Source organism: Pseudomonas sp. COR18 (assembly GCF_048568395.1).
GTDB lineage: Bacteria > Pseudomonadota > Gammaproteobacteria > Pseudomonadales > Pseudomonadaceae > Aquipseudomonas > Aquipseudomonas fuscovaginae_B.
In genome coordinates this window covers 3,861,035-3,878,331 of record NZ_CP183808.1, presented here as the reverse complement: position 1 = coordinate 3,878,331, position 17,297 = coordinate 3,861,035, and the positions used below count along the sequence as shown (strand labels likewise).

The 17,297-nt window shown below is 62.7% G+C and carries 13 protein-coding genes; 8 read left to right on the top strand and 5 right to left on the bottom strand.

Annotated elements, in window-relative coordinates:
- Positions 1-28 precede the first annotated feature (28 nt).
- From ACM62G_RS17855 to ACM62G_RS17835, 5 genes are read left to right on the top strand one after another with little or no spacing between them, the layout of a single operon-like run.
- Positions 29-2,281, top strand: coding sequence for an EAL domain-containing protein (locus ACM62G_RS17855; RefSeq protein WP_419735272.1), 2,253 nt, complete (start codon positions 29-31; stop codon positions 2,279-2,281).
- Complete coding sequence (locus tag ACM62G_RS17850) at positions 2,281-4,155, top strand: putative bifunctional diguanylate cyclase/phosphodiesterase (protein ID WP_419735271.1); 1,875 nt, start codon at positions 2,281-2,283, stop codon at positions 4,153-4,155. Before ACM62G_RS17855 ends, ACM62G_RS17850 begins: the two co-directional genes overlap by 1 nt.
- Before the next feature lie 37 nt (positions 4,156-4,192).
- Complete coding sequence (locus tag ACM62G_RS17845; protein WP_419735270.1) at positions 4,193-5,152, top strand: cytochrome-c peroxidase; 960 nt, start codon at positions 4,193-4,195, stop codon at positions 5,150-5,152.
- Entirely contained in the window at positions 5,149-6,963 is a 1,815-nt protein-coding gene (locus ACM62G_RS17840; RefSeq protein ID WP_419735269.1) for a DAHL domain-containing protein, read from the top strand. Before ACM62G_RS17845 ends, ACM62G_RS17840 begins: the two co-directional genes overlap by 4 nt.
- A complete protein-coding gene (locus tag ACM62G_RS17835; RefSeq protein WP_419735268.1) occupies positions 6,960-8,369 on the top strand; it encodes an ATP-binding protein in 1,410 nt (469 codons plus the stop codon). The genes ACM62G_RS17840 and ACM62G_RS17835 overlap by 4 nt, the downstream gene beginning before the upstream one ends.
- A gap of 22 nt (positions 8,370-8,391) precedes the next feature.
- Here ACM62G_RS17835 and ACM62G_RS17830 read toward each other — a convergent pair whose 3' ends face one another.
- Both ACM62G_RS17830 and ACM62G_RS17825 read right to left on the bottom strand, forming a co-directional pair.
- Positions 8,392-9,717 carry an APC family permease gene (locus tag ACM62G_RS17830; RefSeq protein ID WP_419735267.1) on the bottom strand — a complete coding sequence of 442 codons (1,326 nt, stop codon included), beginning with the start codon at positions 9,715-9,717 and terminating at the stop codon, positions 8,392-8,394.
- Between the two features lie 202 nt (positions 9,718-9,919).
- A complete protein-coding gene (locus ACM62G_RS17825; RefSeq protein ID WP_273820131.1) occupies positions 9,920-10,741 on the bottom strand; it encodes a carbon-nitrogen hydrolase family protein in 822 nt (273 codons plus the stop codon).
- Positions 10,742-10,883: 142 nt separating this feature from the next.
- Between ACM62G_RS17825 and ACM62G_RS17820 the strand changes: the two genes are divergently transcribed.
- Both ACM62G_RS17820 and ACM62G_RS17815 read left to right on the top strand, forming a co-directional pair.
- Positions 10,884-11,684, top strand: a complete 801-nt coding sequence (locus ACM62G_RS17820; protein WP_273820130.1) for a helix-turn-helix transcriptional regulator — start codon at positions 10,884-10,886, stop codon at positions 11,682-11,684.
- Between the two features lie 33 nt (positions 11,685-11,717).
- Positions 11,718-13,328, top strand: a complete 1,611-nt coding sequence (locus ACM62G_RS17815) for an FMN-binding glutamate synthase family protein (RefSeq protein WP_419735266.1) — start codon at positions 11,718-11,720, stop codon at positions 13,326-13,328.
- 36 nt (positions 13,329-13,364) lie between these two features.
- Here the strand turns inward: ACM62G_RS17815 and ACM62G_RS17810 are convergent, their stop codons facing one another.
- From ACM62G_RS17810 to ACM62G_RS17800, 3 genes are read right to left on the bottom strand one after another with little or no spacing between them, the layout of a single operon-like run.
- The gene (locus ACM62G_RS17810) at positions 13,365-14,879 is read right to left on the bottom strand and encodes a glucosyltransferase domain-containing protein (RefSeq protein ID WP_419735265.1); all 1,515 of its coding nucleotides are present in this window, start codon (positions 14,877-14,879) and stop codon (positions 13,365-13,367) included.
- Entirely contained in the window at positions 14,876-15,844 is a 969-nt protein-coding gene (locus ACM62G_RS17805) for a glycosyltransferase family 2 protein (RefSeq protein ID WP_419735264.1), read from the bottom strand. The genes ACM62G_RS17810 and ACM62G_RS17805 overlap by 4 nt, the downstream gene beginning before the upstream one ends.
- Positions 15,841-16,230: a GtrA family protein gene (locus tag ACM62G_RS17800; RefSeq protein WP_419735263.1), complete on the bottom strand. Its 390-nt coding sequence runs from the start codon at positions 16,228-16,230 to the stop codon at positions 15,841-15,843. Before ACM62G_RS17800 ends, ACM62G_RS17805 begins: the two co-directional genes overlap by 4 nt.
- Before the next feature lie 165 nt (positions 16,231-16,395).
- Between ACM62G_RS17800 and ACM62G_RS17795 the strand changes: the two genes are divergently transcribed.
- Positions 16,396-17,238 carry an alpha/beta fold hydrolase gene (locus ACM62G_RS17795; protein WP_419735262.1) on the top strand — a complete coding sequence of 281 codons (843 nt, stop codon included), beginning with the start codon at positions 16,396-16,398 and terminating at the stop codon, positions 17,236-17,238.
- Positions 17,239-17,297: the final 59 nt, after the last annotated feature.

The window sequence follows — 17,297 nt, the reverse complement described above, 5'->3', positions numbered from 1 at the left end:
ATTTCAACCGGCTGGCAGGGACGTCGCGATGAGCACGATCAACCGTCGTATCCTGATCATCGACGACACCGTGTCCATTCACGAGGACTTCCGCAAGATCCTCTGCCCTGGAGGGGGTGTAGACGACCTGCAAGCGGCCGAGCAGGCGCTGTTCGGCGATAGCGTCAGCCGCCTTGAGCACGTCTTCGAGCTGGACTCGGCCTTCCAGGGCCGCGAAGGCCTGGCCAAGGTCGAGCAGGCGCTGGAGCAGGGCCGGCCGTACGCCATGGCCTTCATCGACATGCGCATGCCGCCGGGCTGGGATGGCCTGGAGACCATCGAACGGCTCTGGCAGGTCGATCCCAAGCTGCAAGTCGCGCTGTGCACCGCCTTCTCCGACTACTCGCTGGAGGACATGAACGCCCGCGTCGAGATGGGTGATCGCCTGCTGATCCTGAAAAAACCCTTCGATGCGATCGAGATCCGCCAGATGGCCAGTGCCCTGACCGTCAAATGGCAGATGACCGAGGACGCCGAGCTGAAGATGGACCAGCTCGAACAGGCCGTCGAGGAACGCACCCGCGAGCTGTCCGACGCCAACATCATCGTGCAGAACAGCCCGACCATCCTCTATCGCCTGCGCGGCGAACCTTCGTTCCCGCTGATGTACATCTCCCACAACATCACCAAGTTCGGCCACGTGGCCAAGGACCTGGTGGCCTCCAGCGACTGGACCCGGGAACTGATCCACGAGGAGGACCAGCCCAAGGTCGACGCCGCCATGGCCCGGGTGCTGGACAGGGATGCCCAGGGCGCCTCCATCGAGTTTCGCCTGCATACCGGCGACGACCAGTGGCGCTGGGTGGAGAACCGCTACGTACCGGTACGCGATGCCGAAGGCCGGTTGCTGGAGGTCGAAGGCATCATCATCGACATCACCGAGCGCAAGGCCGCCGAGGAAAAGATCGCCCAGCTCGCCCGTACCGACGGGCTCACCGGGCTGGCCAACCGCTCGACCATGATCGAACGCCTGCACCAGAGCTTTGCCGCCGCCCAGCGCGGCGCTTCGCCGTTCGCGGTGTTCTACCTCGACCTCGACCACTTCAAGCGGATCAACGACACCCTGGGCCATCCGGTCGGTGACCTGCTGCTGCAGGAAGTGTCCCAGCGTATCAGGCGTTGCACCCGCGAAGGCGATGTGGTCGCCCGACTGGGGGGCGACGAGTTCGCGATCCTGCAGACGGAAATGAACGATCCGTCCATTTCCGGCGCCCTGGCGGCGAGAATCCGCAATGCCCTGGTCGAACCCTACAGCCTCGATGGCAACGAGGTGCGGATTTCCGTGAGCATCGGCATCAGCACCTACGCCGCCGACAGCGAAAGCGCCGACACCCTGCTGGTGCAGGCCGACATGGCGCTGTACCGTTCCAAGGAAAAGGGCCGCAACCAGTACCACTTCCACTCCGAGGAGATCAACCAGGAGGTCAGCGAACGGGTCTCCATCGCCAACGACCTGAGGGAAGCCATCAATCAGGATCAGCTGGAACTGCACTACCTGCCGGAAGTCGACCTCACCACCGGCAAAATCCTCGGCATGGAGGCGCTGGTGCGCTGGAACCATCCCCAGCGCGGCCTGCTCGGGGCCGACGTGTTCATACCGGCTGCGGAAAAGACCGGCACCATCGTCGCCCTCGGCCACTGGGTGCTGGACCACGCCTGCCAGCAGATGCGCCAGTGGCGCGACGAGGGCGTGGCACCGCCGGTGATCGCGATCAACCTGTCGCTGGCCCAGCTCAAGAGCGGTGGCGAACTGTTGAACGATGTTGTCGAGACCACCGCCCGCTGGGGGCTGTCGCCATCGGACCTGGAGTTCGATGTCACCGAGGCGACCCTGGCCCAGACCAAGTGGACGCAGAACGACGTATTGCCGCGCCTGCGCGAACTCGGGGTGAAGATCGCCATCGACGATTTCGGTACCGACTACTCCTCCTTCGACTACCTCAAGACCTACCGGGTCAATCACCTGAAGCTGGCACAGTCGTTCATCAACCATGCCACCCAGGATGCCGACAGCGCCACCACCCTCAAGGCCATCATCAATTTCGCCCGTGAAATCGGCGTGGGCATCATTGCCGAAGGCGTGGAGACCCTGGAACAGCGCAGCTCGCTGATCTCCACCGGCTCGCCGATGGCCGCCCAGGGCTACTACTTCAGCAAGCCTGTCGACACTCAGGAGGCCGCCCGGCTGCTGCAGCGGGGCAGCATCGCTCCGCAGGCACTGCCCGACCTGGAGAGTTCGTGATGACCGCGCTGACCGGCGCCGCCAACCGGCGCATTCTGATCATCGACGACACCGCTTCGATTCATCAGGACTACCGCAAGATCCTCGGCCCGGAAGAAGAGGAAGACTTGAGCCTGGAGTCGACCGAAACCCTGCTGTTCGGCGTCGACCAACCGCAACGTCAGGTCTTCGAGCTGGACTCGGCCTACCAGGGCCAGGAGGCCCTGGAACTGGTCCGGCTGGCCCAGGCCGCCAACCGGCCCTACGCCATGGCCTTCATCGATATGCGCATGCCGCCGGGCTGGGACGGTCTGGAAACCATCGAACAGCTGTGGAAAGTCGACCCCCACCTGCAGGTCGCCCTGTGCACCGCCTACTCGGACTACTCCTGGGAATCGATGGCCGACCGCCTGGCCTTCGGCGACCAGTTGCTGATCCTGAAGAAACCCTTCGACAGCCTGGAAATCCGCCAGATGGCCAGCGCCCTGACCTGGAAATGGCAACTGGCCCGGGACATGGCCACGCGCATGAGCGAACTGGAGCGGACCGTCGAGGAGCGCGTCCAGGAACTGCTGCATGTCTCGCGCCTGCTGCAGTTCGACGTGCTCACCGAACTGCCCAACAGCACCCTGCTGGTCGACCGGCTCAGCCAGGCGATTGCCCTGGCCAAGCGGCACGACGAACAGACCGCGGTCATGTTCATCGGCCTGGATCGCTTCAAGCGCATCAACAATGCCCTGGGCCACCCCGTCGGCGACGAAATGCTCAAGCATGTGGCTCGCTGCCTGATCGGTGCCTTGCGTCAGTCGGACTCGGTGTTTCGCTATGGCTCCGACGAGTTCGTCCTGGTACTGCCCGATATCGCCCACCCGCACCAGACCAACGGCATCGCGCAAAAGATCCTCAATGCCGTGAACACCCCACTGGAAGTGGCCGGGCATGCCCTGCGGGTCACCGCGAGCATGGGCATCAGCCTGTATCCGGGCGATGGCGAAGAGGCGCTGGGCCTGGTCAAGAAGGCCGAAACGGCCATGCGCAACACCAAGGAAGAAGGGCCGGGCAACTTCGGCTTCTTCATTGAGGACATGAACCTGCGTGCGCGTCGGCAGCAGTCCATCGAGTCGGGCATTCGCCTGGCCCTGGAGCGCGATGAGTTCGTCCTGCACTACCAGCCCAAACTGGACCTCAGGCGCGGCCAGGTGGTCGGTGCGGAAGCACTGATTCGCTGGCTGCACCCGGAGCGCGGCTGGATCTTCCCCGGCGATTTCATTCCCGTGGCCGAGGACAGCGGACTGATCGTTCCACTGAGCCGCTGGGTGGTCGGGCAGGCCTGCCGCCAGGCCAAGGCCTGGCAGGAGCAGGGTCTGGGCCGTCTGGTCATGTCGGTGAATGTCTCGGCCATCGACTTCCGCCAACGGGACTACCTCGACAGAATCCGCCAGGTGCTGGAGGAAACCGGGTTGGACCCGCGCTGCCTGGAACTGGAAATCACCGAAAGCATACTGATGCAGAACATCGACGCCACGCTCGAGGTGCTGCACGCACTCAAGGCCCTGGGCATCCGCCTGGCGATCGACGATTTCGGCACCGGTTATTCCAGCCTCAGCTACCTGCGGCGCTTTCCCGTCGATGTGCTGAAAATCGACCAGTCGTTCGTGCGCAATCTCGCCGGCGACCGGAATGATGCGGCGCTGGTCAGCGCGATTATCAGCCTGGGCAAGAGCCTGAACCTGAACACCATTGCCGAAGGCGTCGAGACCCGCGAGCAACTGGACTTTCTCAAGGCCCACGCCTGTGAAGAGGTGCAGGGCTACTACTTCAGCAAAGCCGTCGAAGCCAACGCGTTCGCTAGCCTGCTACTGGACTGGCGGGAAAAAGCGCCAGGACAGGACTGAACGCCCCCACGACCGTCTACAGCCAGGGAAACCTGCAATGTCATTTCGCCGATTGCTCGTGCTGCTACTGCTCGCCGGCGCCTGGGGGCAACCCGTCCTGGCGTTGCCACTGGACGAACCGCTCAAGCCCCTGCCGGATATCCCCCAGCAGGACCCGCGCCAGGTCGAACTGGGCCGCCAGCTGTTCAACGAAAAACGCCTGTCGATCAACGACAGCCTGTCCTGCGCCACCTGCCACCAACTGGACAAGGGCGGAGTCGACGACAAACCGCTGTCCATCGGTTTCCATGGCGAGACCGTCGCGGTCAATACCCCCACCGTGTTCAACGCGGCACTGAACTTCAAGCAGTTCTGGAATGGCCGGGCCGACAGCCTGGAGGACCAGGTCGGCCAGGTGCTGCAAAGCCCCATCGAGATGGGCAACAACTGGCCGAACATCATCGATACCCTGGTCAAGGACCCGGCCTACAAGGCCGCCTTCGCCGCCGCCTACCGCGATGGCGTGACCGAGGCCAACGTGCGCAACGCCCTGGCCACCTACGAACGCACCCTGCTGACCCCCAACTCGCGCTTCGACCAGTACCTCAAGGGCAACACCGACATCCTCAGCCTCGACGAGAAATACGGCTACCAGCGCTTCAAGGACTATGGCTGCATCGCCTGCCACCAGGGCGTGAACATCGGCGGCAACATGTTCCAGAAGTTCGGCGTGATGGGCGACTACTTCAAGGCCCGCGGCAACCCGACCGCAGCCGACGACGGGCGCTTCCTGGTCACCGGGGACGAGGACGACCGGCATGTCTTCAAGGTGCCCAGCCTGCGCAACGTGGCCCTCACCGCCCCCTACTTCCATGACAGCTCGGCCAAGACCCTTGAGGAGGCGGTCGACGTGATGTTCACCTATCAGTTGGGGCGCATCCCCTCGGCCGAGGACAAACGCCTGATCGTGCTGTTTCTCAAGACACTGACCGGTGAACAGGGAGGCAAGCCGCAATGAACCCGACCAGGCGCCTGCTGAACCGGATCCTCCTGCCACTGTTGACCTCGGTGCTGGCGGCGGTGCTGGTGTTTCTCTACGTCATGTCGCGCAGCGACCTGACCCAGGAGTACGCCGAAGGCCGCGACCTGATCGGCCAGATCAAGCAACTGGACGCCCAGTGGGATACGGAGATCCTCAAGGCCAGGATCGCCGTGGCCCGCAACTACGATCCGCTGATCAGACCCCAGGTCGACATGCACACCTACTGGCAGGCCTTCCAGGCGCTGCAGGTGAGCCAGCCGACCGATACCTCCGGGGCCTGGAAGGACCGTCGCGCGACGCTGAACCAGGCACTCAAGGAGAAAGAACGGCTGGTCGAACAGTTCAAGTCACGCAACGCGGTGCTGCGCAACTCGCTGGCCTTCCTGCCCACCGCCGAAGACGACATCCAGCGCCAGTTGAGCACGCTGGAGGATGTCGACAAACTGATGCTGCAATCGACCTCCAACGATATCTACGACCTGTTGCTCAGTACCCTCGAATTCTCCCAGATCACCACCGACGACAGGGCTAACGAAATCCTGCTGGGCATCAACCAGTTGACGGTCGATCAGCAACGCCTGCCGCCGGCCTTCAAGGCGCCGATCGATATCCTGCTCAACCACGTACAACTGATCCTGCGCGAACAACCCAACGTCAATAACCTGCTGGACGAGATTGCCGCCGTACCGGTTTCAGAAAGCCTCGACGCCATCACCGACCAGTTGAACCAGGACCAGCAGAGCGCCGAACGGATCGACCAGCAGTATCACCTGTACCTGCTGATTTTCTCGGCGCTGATGGCCGTACTGCTGTTGTACCTGGCCAGTCGCCTGGCCCGCAGCTATGCGCAGATCAACCAGATCAACCGGGCCCTGCAGACCGCCAACGAGCATCTGGAGCAGCGGGTCGAGGAGCGCACCCGCGAACTGCGCGACGCCCAGAGCGAGCTGATGGAGACCGCCCGCCACGCCGGCATGGCCGAGATCGCCACCAACGTGCTGCACAACGTCGGCAACGTGCTCAACAGCGTGAACATCTCCGCCGACCTGGTCGCCCGCAAATTGCGCAACAGCAAGGCACAGGGCCTGGCCAAGGCGGTCGGGCTGATGAACGAGCACCCCGATGACCTCGGTGAATTCCTCACCCATGATGCCAAGGGCAAGCTGTTGCCGGGCTACCTGAACCAGCTCGTCGAGGCCATCGCCGTCGAGCAGCAGGGCATGACCGAGGAGCTGGGCCAACTGAGCAAGAGCGTCGACCACATCAAGGAAATCGTCTCGACCCAGCAATCCTATGCCGGGGTTTCCAGCCTGGAGGAGGCGCTGCACGTCGGCGACCTGCTCGAGGACGCCCTGCGCATGAATTCCGGCGCCCTGACCCGGCACAACGTCGTCGTGATCCGCGACTACGGCGATGTCCCGCGGATCATGGGCGACAAGCACCGCATGCTGCTGATCCTGATCAACCTCATCAGCAACGCCAAGCAGGCGATGGCCAACCTGTCCGACCGTGCCCGGCAGATCACCCTGCAGGTGCGGGTGGTCGACGACACGACCCTGCGCATCAGTGTCAAGGACGACGGCGAAGGCATCCTGCCGGAAAACATGACGCGGATCTTCGCCCATGGCTTCACCACCCGCAAGGATGGCCACGGCTTCGGCCTGCACAGTTGCGCCCTGGCGGCGATGGAAATGAACGGACACCTGAGCGCCCATAGCGACGGCCCCGGCAAGGGTGCCGTCTTCACTCTCGAACTGCCCTTGAAAACCGCCGTGGGGGTCCCATGACAACACAGCCGAACCGCCGCATCCTGCTGGTGGACGACACGCCATCGATCCATGATGACTTTCGCAAGATCCTGATGCCGGAGCAGGACGAGAGCCCGGACCTGGACCTGATCGAGGCCCAACTGTTCGGCCATGAGGCCAAGGCCGTCGGCAGCCAGCCGTTCGAACTCGACTCCGCCTATGGTGGGCAGGAAGGCCTGGCGCTGGTCGAACGCTCCCTGGCCGAAGAACGCCCCTATGCCCTGGCCTTCGTCGACATGCGCATGCCCCAGGGCTGGGACGGTGTCGAAAGCATCGAGCACCTGTGGCAGGCCGATCCGCAACTGCAGATCGTGGTCTGCACCGCCTATACCGACTATTCCTGGGAAGATCTGCTGAATCGCCTGCACGGCCATGACCGGTTGCTGATCCTGAAGAAGCCCTTCGACAATATCGAGGTCCAGCAACTGGCCAATACCCTGACCAACAAATGGGACATGACCCGCCAGGCCAGCCTGCAGATGCATCACCTCGAGGAACTGGTCGAACAGCGCACCCAGGCACTCACCCAGGCGAGCTTGGCCTTGCAGCACGAGATCGACGAGCGCAAGCAACTCGAGGGTCAACTGGTGCAGTCGGAAAAGCTCGCCTCCCTGGGCCAGCTGGCGGCCGGGGTGGCCCATGAGATCAACAACCCCATCGGGTTCATCGGCTCCAACCTGGGCACCCTCGACAGCTATTTCAGCCAGTTGTGGGAAATGCTCGACGCCTACCACAGCGCCGAGGAAGGCATCGCCTCACCCGAGCTGCTCGGCCGCCTGCGGGCCTTGCGCGAGAAGATCGAACTGGACTTCCTCAAGGAGGACATTCCGCTGCTGATCAGGGAATCCAAGGACGGCATCGCCCGGGTCGGGCAGATCGTCAAGGACCTGAAAAACTTCTCCCGGGTCGACTCGAGCCAGGAATGGCAGTGGAGCAACCTCCAGCAGGGGATCGACTCGACCCTGAACATCGTCGCCAACGAACTCAAGTACAAGGCCGATGTGGTCAGGGACTACGCCGACCTGCCGGAAATCGAATGCCTGCCCTCGCAGATCAACCAGGTGATCATGAATCTGGTGGTCAATGCCGCCCAGGCCATGGGCCCGGAGCGCGGCACCATCAGCCTGCGCGGCGGCAGCGCGGGGGAGAAGGTCTGGCTGGAAGTGGCCGACAACGGCTCGGGCATGGCCCCGCAGACCCTGCAGAAGATCTTCGATCCGTTCTTCACCACCAAGCCGATCGGCAAGGGCACGGGGCTGGGGCTGTCGCTGTCCTACGGCATCGTGCAGAAGCATGCCGGGCAGATCACGGTCAGCAGCGAGCTGGGCGTGGGGACGACCTTCAGGATCGAGCTGCCGATCCGCCAGAACAAAACCGCCTCCTGATCGAGGCGGTTCGCCATACGCGTCAGTTGGCCTCCTGGAAATCCATCTCCGGTGGCTGCTGGCGGAAGCCGCCCGTGAGGAAAGCCAGGTACACCACGCCGATCGCCAGCCAGCTCACGCCCAGGTAGATCGCCAGGTGATCGAGGCTGATCATCAGCCACAGGTCTGCCAGCAGGCCGATCGATGGGCAGACCAGGAACAGCAGCAGCTCGCGCAGACCGCGCTGCTGCGCGCCGATCCAGTAATGGAAGATCACCGACAGGTTCACCAGGCTGAAGGCCAGGAAGGCGCCGAAGTTGATGAACGAGGTGGAGGTGGTGACGTCCAGCTTCAACGCCAGCAAGGCCACCACGGCGCAGAGCAGGATGCTGTTGATCGGCGTGCCGAAGCGTTCGCTCAGGCTGCCGAAGAACGATTTCGGCAGCACCCCGTCGCGGCCCATGGCATAGAGCAGGCGCGAACCGCTGGCCTGGGCCGACAAGCCCGAGGCGAACTGGCCGACGATCAGGCCGATCAGGAAGAGGCTGACGAACAGGTCGCCGCCGATGTTGCGGGCGATCTCGTACGCCGCCGAGTCGACGTTGTCGAAGACGAATGCCGGGTGGGCCAGTTGCACGAAGTACGACACCGCAACGAAGATCAGCCCGCCGATCAGGGTGATCAGCATGATCGCCCGCGGGATGGTACGCCGCGGATCGCGGGTTTCCTCGGTCAGGGTGCTGACCGCGTCGAAACCGAGGAACGAGTAGCAGGCGATGGCCGCACCGCTCATCACCAGCGGCATCTGCATGTCACCGTTGAAGAACGGAGCCAGGGTCCACAAGGGCTTGCTCGCGTCGCCGCCGATATAGTGGATCGCCAGGGCGACGAAGGCCACCAGCACCAGGAACTGCACCAGCATCAGCAACGAGTTGACGCCGTTGGCCAGGCGCAGGCCGACGATGTTGATCAGGCTGGTGATGACGATGAAGGCCAGCACCCAGATCGGTTGAGGGACGGCGGGAAAGGCCGAACCCAAGTACGCCGCGCCGATCAGCCAGATCGCCATGGGCAGGAACAGATAGTCGAGCAACACCGCCCAGCCGGCGATGAAGCCGAGCTTCGGGCTGATGGCCTTGCGCACATAGCTGTAGGCCGAACCGGCCACCGGGAAGGCGGCGGCCATGCGTCCGTAGCTCATGGCGGTGAAGAACATCGCCACCAGTGCCGCAAGGTAGGCGGCCGGGACCATGCCAGCGGTGGATTGGGCGAGGATACCGAAGGTGCCGAGCACGATGATCGGTGTCATGTAGGCGATGCCGAACAGCACCACCGACCCCAGCGAAAGGGTGCGTTGCAAACGAGCCATGAGGCGACTACTCCGAATGTTATTGGATTTATGGCAGAGCCGAGTTCGGCGAAAGTGCAGCGGTGTCACAAAATTCTTATGAGTGCGTGGGCCGGATCACGCAGTAGCTCCGTTCGCGGGCAAGCCCTGCTCCTACAGGTGACGCGGGAGGCTGCAGGAGCCGGGCCGACCCGCGAAAGGGCCGGCCGCAATAACGCAGGGATCAGGCCTGGGGAATCAGCAACTCCCGTACCCCGTCGGCCCGCTCGACCACCTCGCCCGGCAACCGCAGGCGCTGGTCGTTCAGGTAGCTGTAGTCACGCCGGGCAGCCGCCAGCTGGCTCAGGTCCAGCTCGACGCTGAAACGGCTCTCCTCGCGCCCGGCTTCCTTGAGCAGCGTCCCGAACGGGTCCACCAGGGCACTGCCGCCAGCGAACAGCAGGCCGCCATCGCCCTCGCCGACGCGGTTGACCATCAGCGCAAAGGCCTGGTTTTCCTGGGCGCGGGCCATGATCGCGGTGCGGTGGGTCGGCCCGTACGGGTCCATGTTGCCGTTGGTGACGATCAGCAGCTCGGCGCCCAGTTGCGCCAGGGCCCGGGCGGTTTCCGGGAACTCGATGTCGTAGCAGATCAGCAGGCCGACCCGCACCCCGTTCCACTCACAGGTCGCATAACCGTCGCCGGGGTTGAACACGCCACGGTCCGAGGCCCACAGGTGGGTCTTGCGATAACGCAGGGCAATGCCCTCGGGGGTGATCATCAGGGTGGTGTTGTAGAACCGGCCGTTGTCGTTCTCGGCCATGCCGATCACCACCGTCAGGTCGCGCTCGCGGGCGGCCTGCTGCACCGCCTGGACGGTCGGCCCGTCCAGCGGCTCGGCGACCCGGGCCACGGTCTCGGCGGACGGGAAGCCCATCAGGTGGGTTTCCGGAAACACGATCATCCGGGTATCGGCGGCGCAGGCGGCGATAGCGGCAAGGGCGCGCTCGAGGTTGTAAGCTGTATCGTTGTCCCGGCCGGCGAGCTGGGCAAGTTCGATTTTCATGGGTATTCCTTGTTCTGTTCAACCGCCGCGACCCGCCGAACTGGCAGAATGAGTCCGCGGTCATGACCTGTGGCCGCAGTATGCGCACCCGCGCCGGGCCATGGGAATCACGCCGCCGGGGTAACTCGATAGGGGTAGATGAATGACACTGTCGCTGGATGACATCGCCTGGCACCGTTCGGTGGGGCAAATGATCGAGGCCCTGGACCGGCCCAACTTCTGGACGCAACTGGTGCGCCTGCTCAACCGGTACGTGCCGTTCGACAGTTGGGTCGCCCTGCTGTTCAGCGCCCAGGGCCGCCCGGAAGTCTTCGCCGAATGCCCGGGCGAGGACGGCAGTCCCGACCCGTTGTTCCAGGACTACCTCAAGGGCCTGTACCTGCTGGATCCGTTCTACATCGCCAGCCGCGAGCAGTCGCGCACCGGCCTGTACCGCCTGGCCGAGGTCGCCCCGGAACACTTCGAACTGACCGAGTACTACCAGCGCTACTTCCGCCTGAACGTGGTGGCCGACGAGATCCAGTTCAACTGCCAGCTCGACGGCGACCGCACCCTCTGCCTGTCGCTGGGCTCCACCCGCCGCTTCAGCGACGAGCAGATCGCCCTGCTGTCGCTGATCCAGCCCTGGGTGCTGGGCCTGTTGCGCCAACGCCTGCCCCACGAACAACTGCCGGAAAACGTCACGCCGCCCACTGCGCCGCCGGGCGACTGGCGCATCCAGCTGGAAGCCTCGGTGCAGCAGCTCAAGGGCGCGCAACTGACCGCCCGCGAACTGGACGTCGGACGCCTGATGCTCAGCGGCTGCTCGAGCAAGGAAATCGCCCGCAAGCTGGAAATCTCCATCGAAACCGTGAAAGTCCACAAGAAACACATGTACAGCAAGCTGGGCATCAAGTCCCAGTCCGAGCTGTTCTCGATATTTCTGCAAGCGCAGAATGCCTGACCGACCTGATGAGTCCGAACCCAAGGAAACCGTATGAGCCTGTCCCTGCTGAGCCGCTACGCCTTCTTTGCCGGCTGCGTGATCTTCACCCTCGCCAGCCTGCCGTTCCTGGAACATGACTGGCTCTGGCCATTCACCCTGGTCACCGGCCTGTTGAGCCTGCTGGGGGTGTTCGACCTGTTGCAGAGCCCTCACGCGGTACGCCGCAACTATCCGATCCTCGGCAATATCCGCTACCTGGTCGAAGGCATTCGCCCGGAAATCCGTCAGTACCTGCTCGAATCCGACAGCGATGCCCTGCCCTTCTCCCGCTCCCAGCGTTCGCTGGTGTATGCACGGGCCAAGAACGAAGGCGGCGACAAACCCTTCGGCACGCTGATCGATGTCTATGAGTCAGGCTTCGAATTCATCGGCCACTCGATGCGCCCGGCGCCGTTGAGCGATCCCGGCAGTTTTCGCGTGACCGTCGGCGGGCCGCAGTGCAAGCAGCCGTACTCGGCCTCGGTGTTCAACATCTCGGCGATGAGCTTCGGCTCCCTCAGCGCCAACGCCATCCGCGCGCTGAACAAGGGCGCCAAGCTCGGCAATTTCGCCCACGACACCGGTGAAGGCAGCATCAGCCCCTATCACCGCGAACATGGCGGCGACCTGACCTGGGAACTTGGCAGCGGCTATTTCGGTTGTCGCACCAGCGACGGACGCTTCGACCCGGAGAAGTTCGCCGCCCAGGCGCAGAGCCCGCAGGTGCGCATGATCGAAATCAAGATGAGCCAGGGCGCCAAACCCGGCCACGGCGGCATCCTGCCCAAGCACAAGGTCACCCGGGAGATCGCCGAGACCCGTGGCGTACCGATGGGTGAGGATTGCGTATCGCCGTCGAGCCACAGCGCCTTCTCGACGCCGATCGAGATGATGCACTTCATCGCGCAACTGCGTGAGCTGTCCGGCGGCAAGCCGGTGGGCTTCAAGTTCTGCCTGGGTCACCCGTGGGAATTCATGGGCATCGCCAAGGCGATGCTGGAAACCGGCATTCTCCCGGACTTCATCGTCGTCGACGGCAAGGAAGGCGGCACTGGCGCCGCGCCGGTGGAATTCACCGATCACATGGGTTCGCCAATGCGCGAGGGCCTGCTGTTCGTGCACAACACGCTGGTCGGCCTGAACCTGCGGGACAAGATCAAGCTCGGTGCCAGTGGCAAGATCGTCAGCGCCTTCGATATCGCCAGCGTGCTGGCCATCGGCGCCGACTGGGCCAACTCGGCGCGCGGCTTCATGTTCGCCATCGGCTGCATCCAGTCGCAGAGCTGCCACACCAACAAGTGCCCGACCGGCGTCGCCACCCAGGACAAGCTGCGCCAGCGTGCCCTGGTGGTACCGGACAAGGCCCAGCGGGTGTTCAGCTTCCACCGCAACACCCTCAGGGCCCTGGCCGAAATGCTCGCCGCCGCAGGGCTGCAGCATCCTTCGCAACTGGAAGCCAAGCATCTGGTACGACGCATGTCGGCCACCGAGATCAAGCTGTTCTCGCAGTTGCACGTGTTCCTCAAACCCGGCGAGCTGCTGACCGGCGAGGTCAACGGCAAGTTCTACTCACGCATGTGGGAGATGGCCCGGGCCGACAGTTTCGAACCGAATGCGGTGTGAAATGGGGCCGTTGATCGTAGGGGGCCCCGCAGCCCCCTACGGCAAGCGCCGTTGCTCACGATAATCCTCGGAGTCGGTGATTTCCTTCATGAGGATGACGCCGTTATCCTGCACCCGGTAGATCGCATAGAACTTGTTATCCACGATCAGTTCGGGAGGCAACGCCGCTTCGCCAAAAAAGCGCTCACGGTCACCCTCCACGACATTGTTCATGCCAAGGCGAGGGAAGAACTCGGTGTGCAGCACAACACTGGAATCACTCAAGATGAACCGAAGCACCGGCGTCAGCGTCATCGCCCCATAGCCCCTCGGCAACCAGTTGCCCCCCGTCTCCGGGCCAACCCGGTAAATCCTTTTCAGCGCCCTCAGTTCAACCCGTGATGCCAGGTCGTAACTGATGTATTGAGCCATGGCGAACTCCAGTTCCTTCTTGGCAATCAGGATCTGCCCATAGGCATAAGACAGCGAAAACATGAGGAGAACGGGTACCGCCAACAACCACCGTGCTCTTACCCACACACAACCCAACCCGTGATAGGCCAGCAGCATCAGAAAAACCAATATGGCGGAGAAGCTGACCAGATCACGGGCATCCAGGCTGTAGTCGTCGATGAACAGCATGGCTCCCGGCAAGGAGACCATCAGCACCGGTACGCACAGCAGGTACAACAGGGTGACTGCTGTTTTCTTAAGGACCGCCTCATCCTTCGTCAGGATTTTCCCCAGTAGCCTGATGAAACCCAGAAGAGCGATTGCCAGCAACAGGAAAACGACCACGCGGTTCCCTGGCGTCACGAGGACCTTGACCTGCTCCATGAAAAGCACAAGTTTGCCCCAGGCAATACCCCACCATGCCCAATCCAAGGCTTGAGGCCGTCCGCGATCGGTGTCGATCAACTGATAGGCCGTAAAAAAATACAAGGCGCCGCCGAGCAACAACTGGAACACCCGGCTGACGAGGGTGGCGAGTATCCGCGAAAACTCGATATCCCTGCGTACGCTCCACATCAGCTCGACACAACAGAGTCCGATGAACAACGACAGGTTCAACTGATAGAAGGCCAACGACACGGCGACGAGCACACCTGACAACAGCACCTGCAGCAACATCCCCTCCACCCTGAGGGTGATTGCATAGAGAACCGCCGACACCCCCAACAGCATCCCCGGACCGTCGTACTGGTAGGTCAGGTTTCCCAGAAAGAACGGACTGCACAGGATCGGCAGAACCACCAGGCAAGCCCAGAACCTGGGCAGGGGAAAATACCTCAGGGTCAAGCTGGTCATCGCCTGCGCGAGCACAATGAGCGTCAATAGCAGCGGCATGGGAAAAGTATTGGGCATGCTGTTGGTGAAGGTCAGAACCCGGTGCATGATTTCGATCAGTATTCGCCCCTGCTGTCTCCAACCCTCTTCAAACATCAGCAATGAGCGCCAACTGTCATCGATGTACGCATAATCCGCACGCACGATCGGATAGACATAAACCAGGGAAGCCACGATAAAAAAAACGAAAATCTCCCTGCGTGTCAGAACCCGCTCCATGCTCATGGATTACCCTCGATTTCATGCTTGACGGTGCGTCCGGAAAACCTTTTCCCCACTGTTGCCCTGATGACGTATCGCGGCCTATGTTTGGCCTCGATATAGATCCTGCCGATGTATTCACCCAGGATCCCCAGGCCGATGAGCTGTACCCCGCTCAGGAACAGAATGGCCGTCATCAGGGAGGGATAACCCGGCACCGTATTGCCGAAAAGCAGCTTGTCAGAAACCATGTAGAGCGCGTACAGCAACGAACCCAACGAGATGAGACCACCGATATAGGTCCATAACCTCAACGGCAGCGTGCTGAAGGATGTGATGCCATCCAGCGCCAGGTTCCACAGCTTCCAGCCATTGAACTTGCTCTTGCCATGGGTGCGCGGTGCCCGGTCGTATTCGATGACGCGGGTAGTGAATCCAGCCCAGGACAGTACGCCCTTCATGAACAACTGGTACTCGGGCAACTTCTTGATCACGTCGATGACCTTGCGGTCCATCAGGCGAAAATCACCGACGTTTTCCTCTATGTGCGAATAGGCAATCCTGTTCATCACCCGGTAGAAAAGGGTGGACGACTGCCGTTTCAGGTAACTGTCCGTCGAACGACTGCGGCGCTTGGCCAGGACCACATCCGCGCCGTTCTGCCACTGGGCAATCATGCGTGGAATCACTTCGATCGGGTCCTGCAGGTCGACATCGATGGGGATCACCGCATCACCGCTGGCAAACTCGATGCCGGCAAACAGGGCGGGCTCCTTGCCGAAGTTGCGGGAAAAATTGATCAGCAGGGTGTCGTTGTCCCGCAACGCCAGGTACTGGGCCACACTTTCGGTGTTATCGGTACTGCCATCGTTGACGAAAACGATTTCGACCTCATACGGCTCGGCGAGCAGTTCCCGCCGCACCGCCTCGTAGAACACCGGGATGGCCTGTTCCTCGTTGTACACGGGCACCACCAGGGAAATCTTCATTTGGCCTTGTCCCGAAAGACCACCTGGCTTGAATAGCAGTAACCGAGCACCAGGCTCACCACCGAAAACACCACCAGCGTCACCAGCCCCGGCATGGTCAGCCAGTCACCCAGCCAACCGGTGGTAAAACTGAGCACGGCCATGAAACCGACGAAGGCCAGGTAACGGGGCAATGAGGCCGCCTGCCTGAAGGTGTAGCGCGCGTTGGCATGGAAGGAAAACGTAGCGGCCACCGCGAACGCGCAGAGGTTGCTGGTGGCCTGGCTGAACGCCATGCCGCCGTGCAGCGCGAGGAAGACGCACCAGTGGATCAGGGTATTGAGCACCCCGATATAAACATAGGTCGAAAAATTCTTGGGCAGCGCACGCAAGGCTATGTCATCCATTCCGCAGCCGAACAGGCCCCGTCCGATAACGACCGGGATGGGCGTCCACGTACTACGCGATACCAGCGTGGCGATTCCTCAAGACTAGGATTGCCCGGTGGGTCTGTCTACTGTCAGAAATGACAGGTACAGATGAGTTCTGGCTTTCACCAACAGGAGATCAAGATGGGAAATCGATTCATCGCCGCCGCCTGCCTGATGCTGTCGTTCAGCCTGGCCCACGCCGCCGAACGCTGGGAAACCCTGCCGCCCACCCCGGCCCCGGTCGCCGGCGTGCAAAGCGGCTATGCCAACGTCAACGGCATCAAGCTCTACTACACCCGCACCGGTCACGGCTCACCCGTGGTGGTGCTGCACGGCGGCCTCGCCAACTCCGACTACTGGGGCAACCAGGTCAAGGCCCTGGCGGCGAAACACACGGTGATCGCCCTCGACAGTCGCGGCCATGGCCGCAGCTCGCGCGACAGCCGCCCCTACGGCTACGACCTGATGGCCGACGACGTGGTCGCCGTGCTCGACCACCTGAAAATCGCCAAGGCCGACATCGTCGGCTGGAGCGACGGCGCGATCCTCGGCCTGGACCTGGCGATCCGTCACCCGAGCCGCGTCGGCAGGATCTTCGCCTTCGCCGCCAACAGCACCACCGCCGGGGTGAAGGAGAACGTCGAGAAGAACCCGACCTTCGCCGCCTACATCGAACGGGCCGGCAAGGAATACGTGAAGCTGTCGCCAACACCGAAGGAGTACGACGCCTTCGTCGAGCAGATCAGCCATATGTGGGCCAGCCAGCCGAACTGGAGCGATGCCGACCTGGCGAAGATCAAGACCCCGGTGCTGATCGTCGATGGCGACCGCGACGAGGCGATCAAGCGTGAGAACACCGAGTACATGGCGGCGACCATTCCCGGCGCCGGGCTGCTGATCCTGCCCAATGCCAGCCACTTCGCGTTCCTGCAGGACCCGGCCTTCTTCAACGCCGCCCTGCTGAATTTCCTCGACGACCAGTAACCCCTGGATCGGCCGGCCTGGCGCCCCCGGGCCGGGCCGTCCATCCGCCGTCGGCCAAG

Coding starts and splice junctions, on each gene's coding strand:
- ACM62G_RS17855 (WP_419735272.1), top strand. CDS start 29: ATGAGCACGATCAACCGTCGTATCCTGATCATCGACGACACCGTGTCC.
- ACM62G_RS17850 (WP_419735271.1), top strand. CDS start 2,281: ATGACCGCGCTGACCGGCGCCGCCAACCGGCGCATTCTGATCATCGAC.
- ACM62G_RS17845 (WP_419735270.1), top strand. CDS start 4,193: ATGTCATTTCGCCGATTGCTCGTGCTGCTACTGCTCGCCGGCGCCTGG.
- ACM62G_RS17840 (WP_419735269.1), top strand. CDS start 5,149: ATGAACCCGACCAGGCGCCTGCTGAACCGGATCCTCCTGCCACTGTTG.
- ACM62G_RS17835 (WP_419735268.1), top strand. CDS start 6,960: ATGACAACACAGCCGAACCGCCGCATCCTGCTGGTGGACGACACGCCA.
- ACM62G_RS17830 (WP_419735267.1), bottom strand. CDS start 9,717: ATGGCTCGTTTGCAACGCACCCTTTCGCTGGGGTCGGTGGTGCTGTTC.
- ACM62G_RS17825 (WP_273820131.1), bottom strand. CDS start 10,741: ATGAAAATCGAACTTGCCCAGCTCGCCGGCCGGGACAACGATACAGCT.
- ACM62G_RS17820 (WP_273820130.1), top strand. CDS start 10,884: ATGACACTGTCGCTGGATGACATCGCCTGGCACCGTTCGGTGGGGCAA.
- ACM62G_RS17815 (WP_419735266.1), top strand. CDS start 11,718: ATGAGCCTGTCCCTGCTGAGCCGCTACGCCTTCTTTGCCGGCTGCGTG.
- ACM62G_RS17810 (WP_419735265.1), bottom strand. CDS start 14,879: ATGAGCATGGAGCGGGTTCTGACACGCAGGGAGATTTTCGTTTTTTTT.
- ACM62G_RS17805 (WP_419735264.1), bottom strand. CDS start 15,844: ATGAAGATTTCCCTGGTGGTGCCCGTGTACAACGAGGAACAGGCCATC.
- ACM62G_RS17800 (WP_419735263.1), bottom strand. CDS start 16,230: ATGGATGACATAGCCTTGCGTGCGCTGCCCAAGAATTTTTCGACCTAT.
- ACM62G_RS17795 (WP_419735262.1), top strand. CDS start 16,396: ATGGGAAATCGATTCATCGCCGCCGCCTGCCTGATGCTGTCGTTCAGC.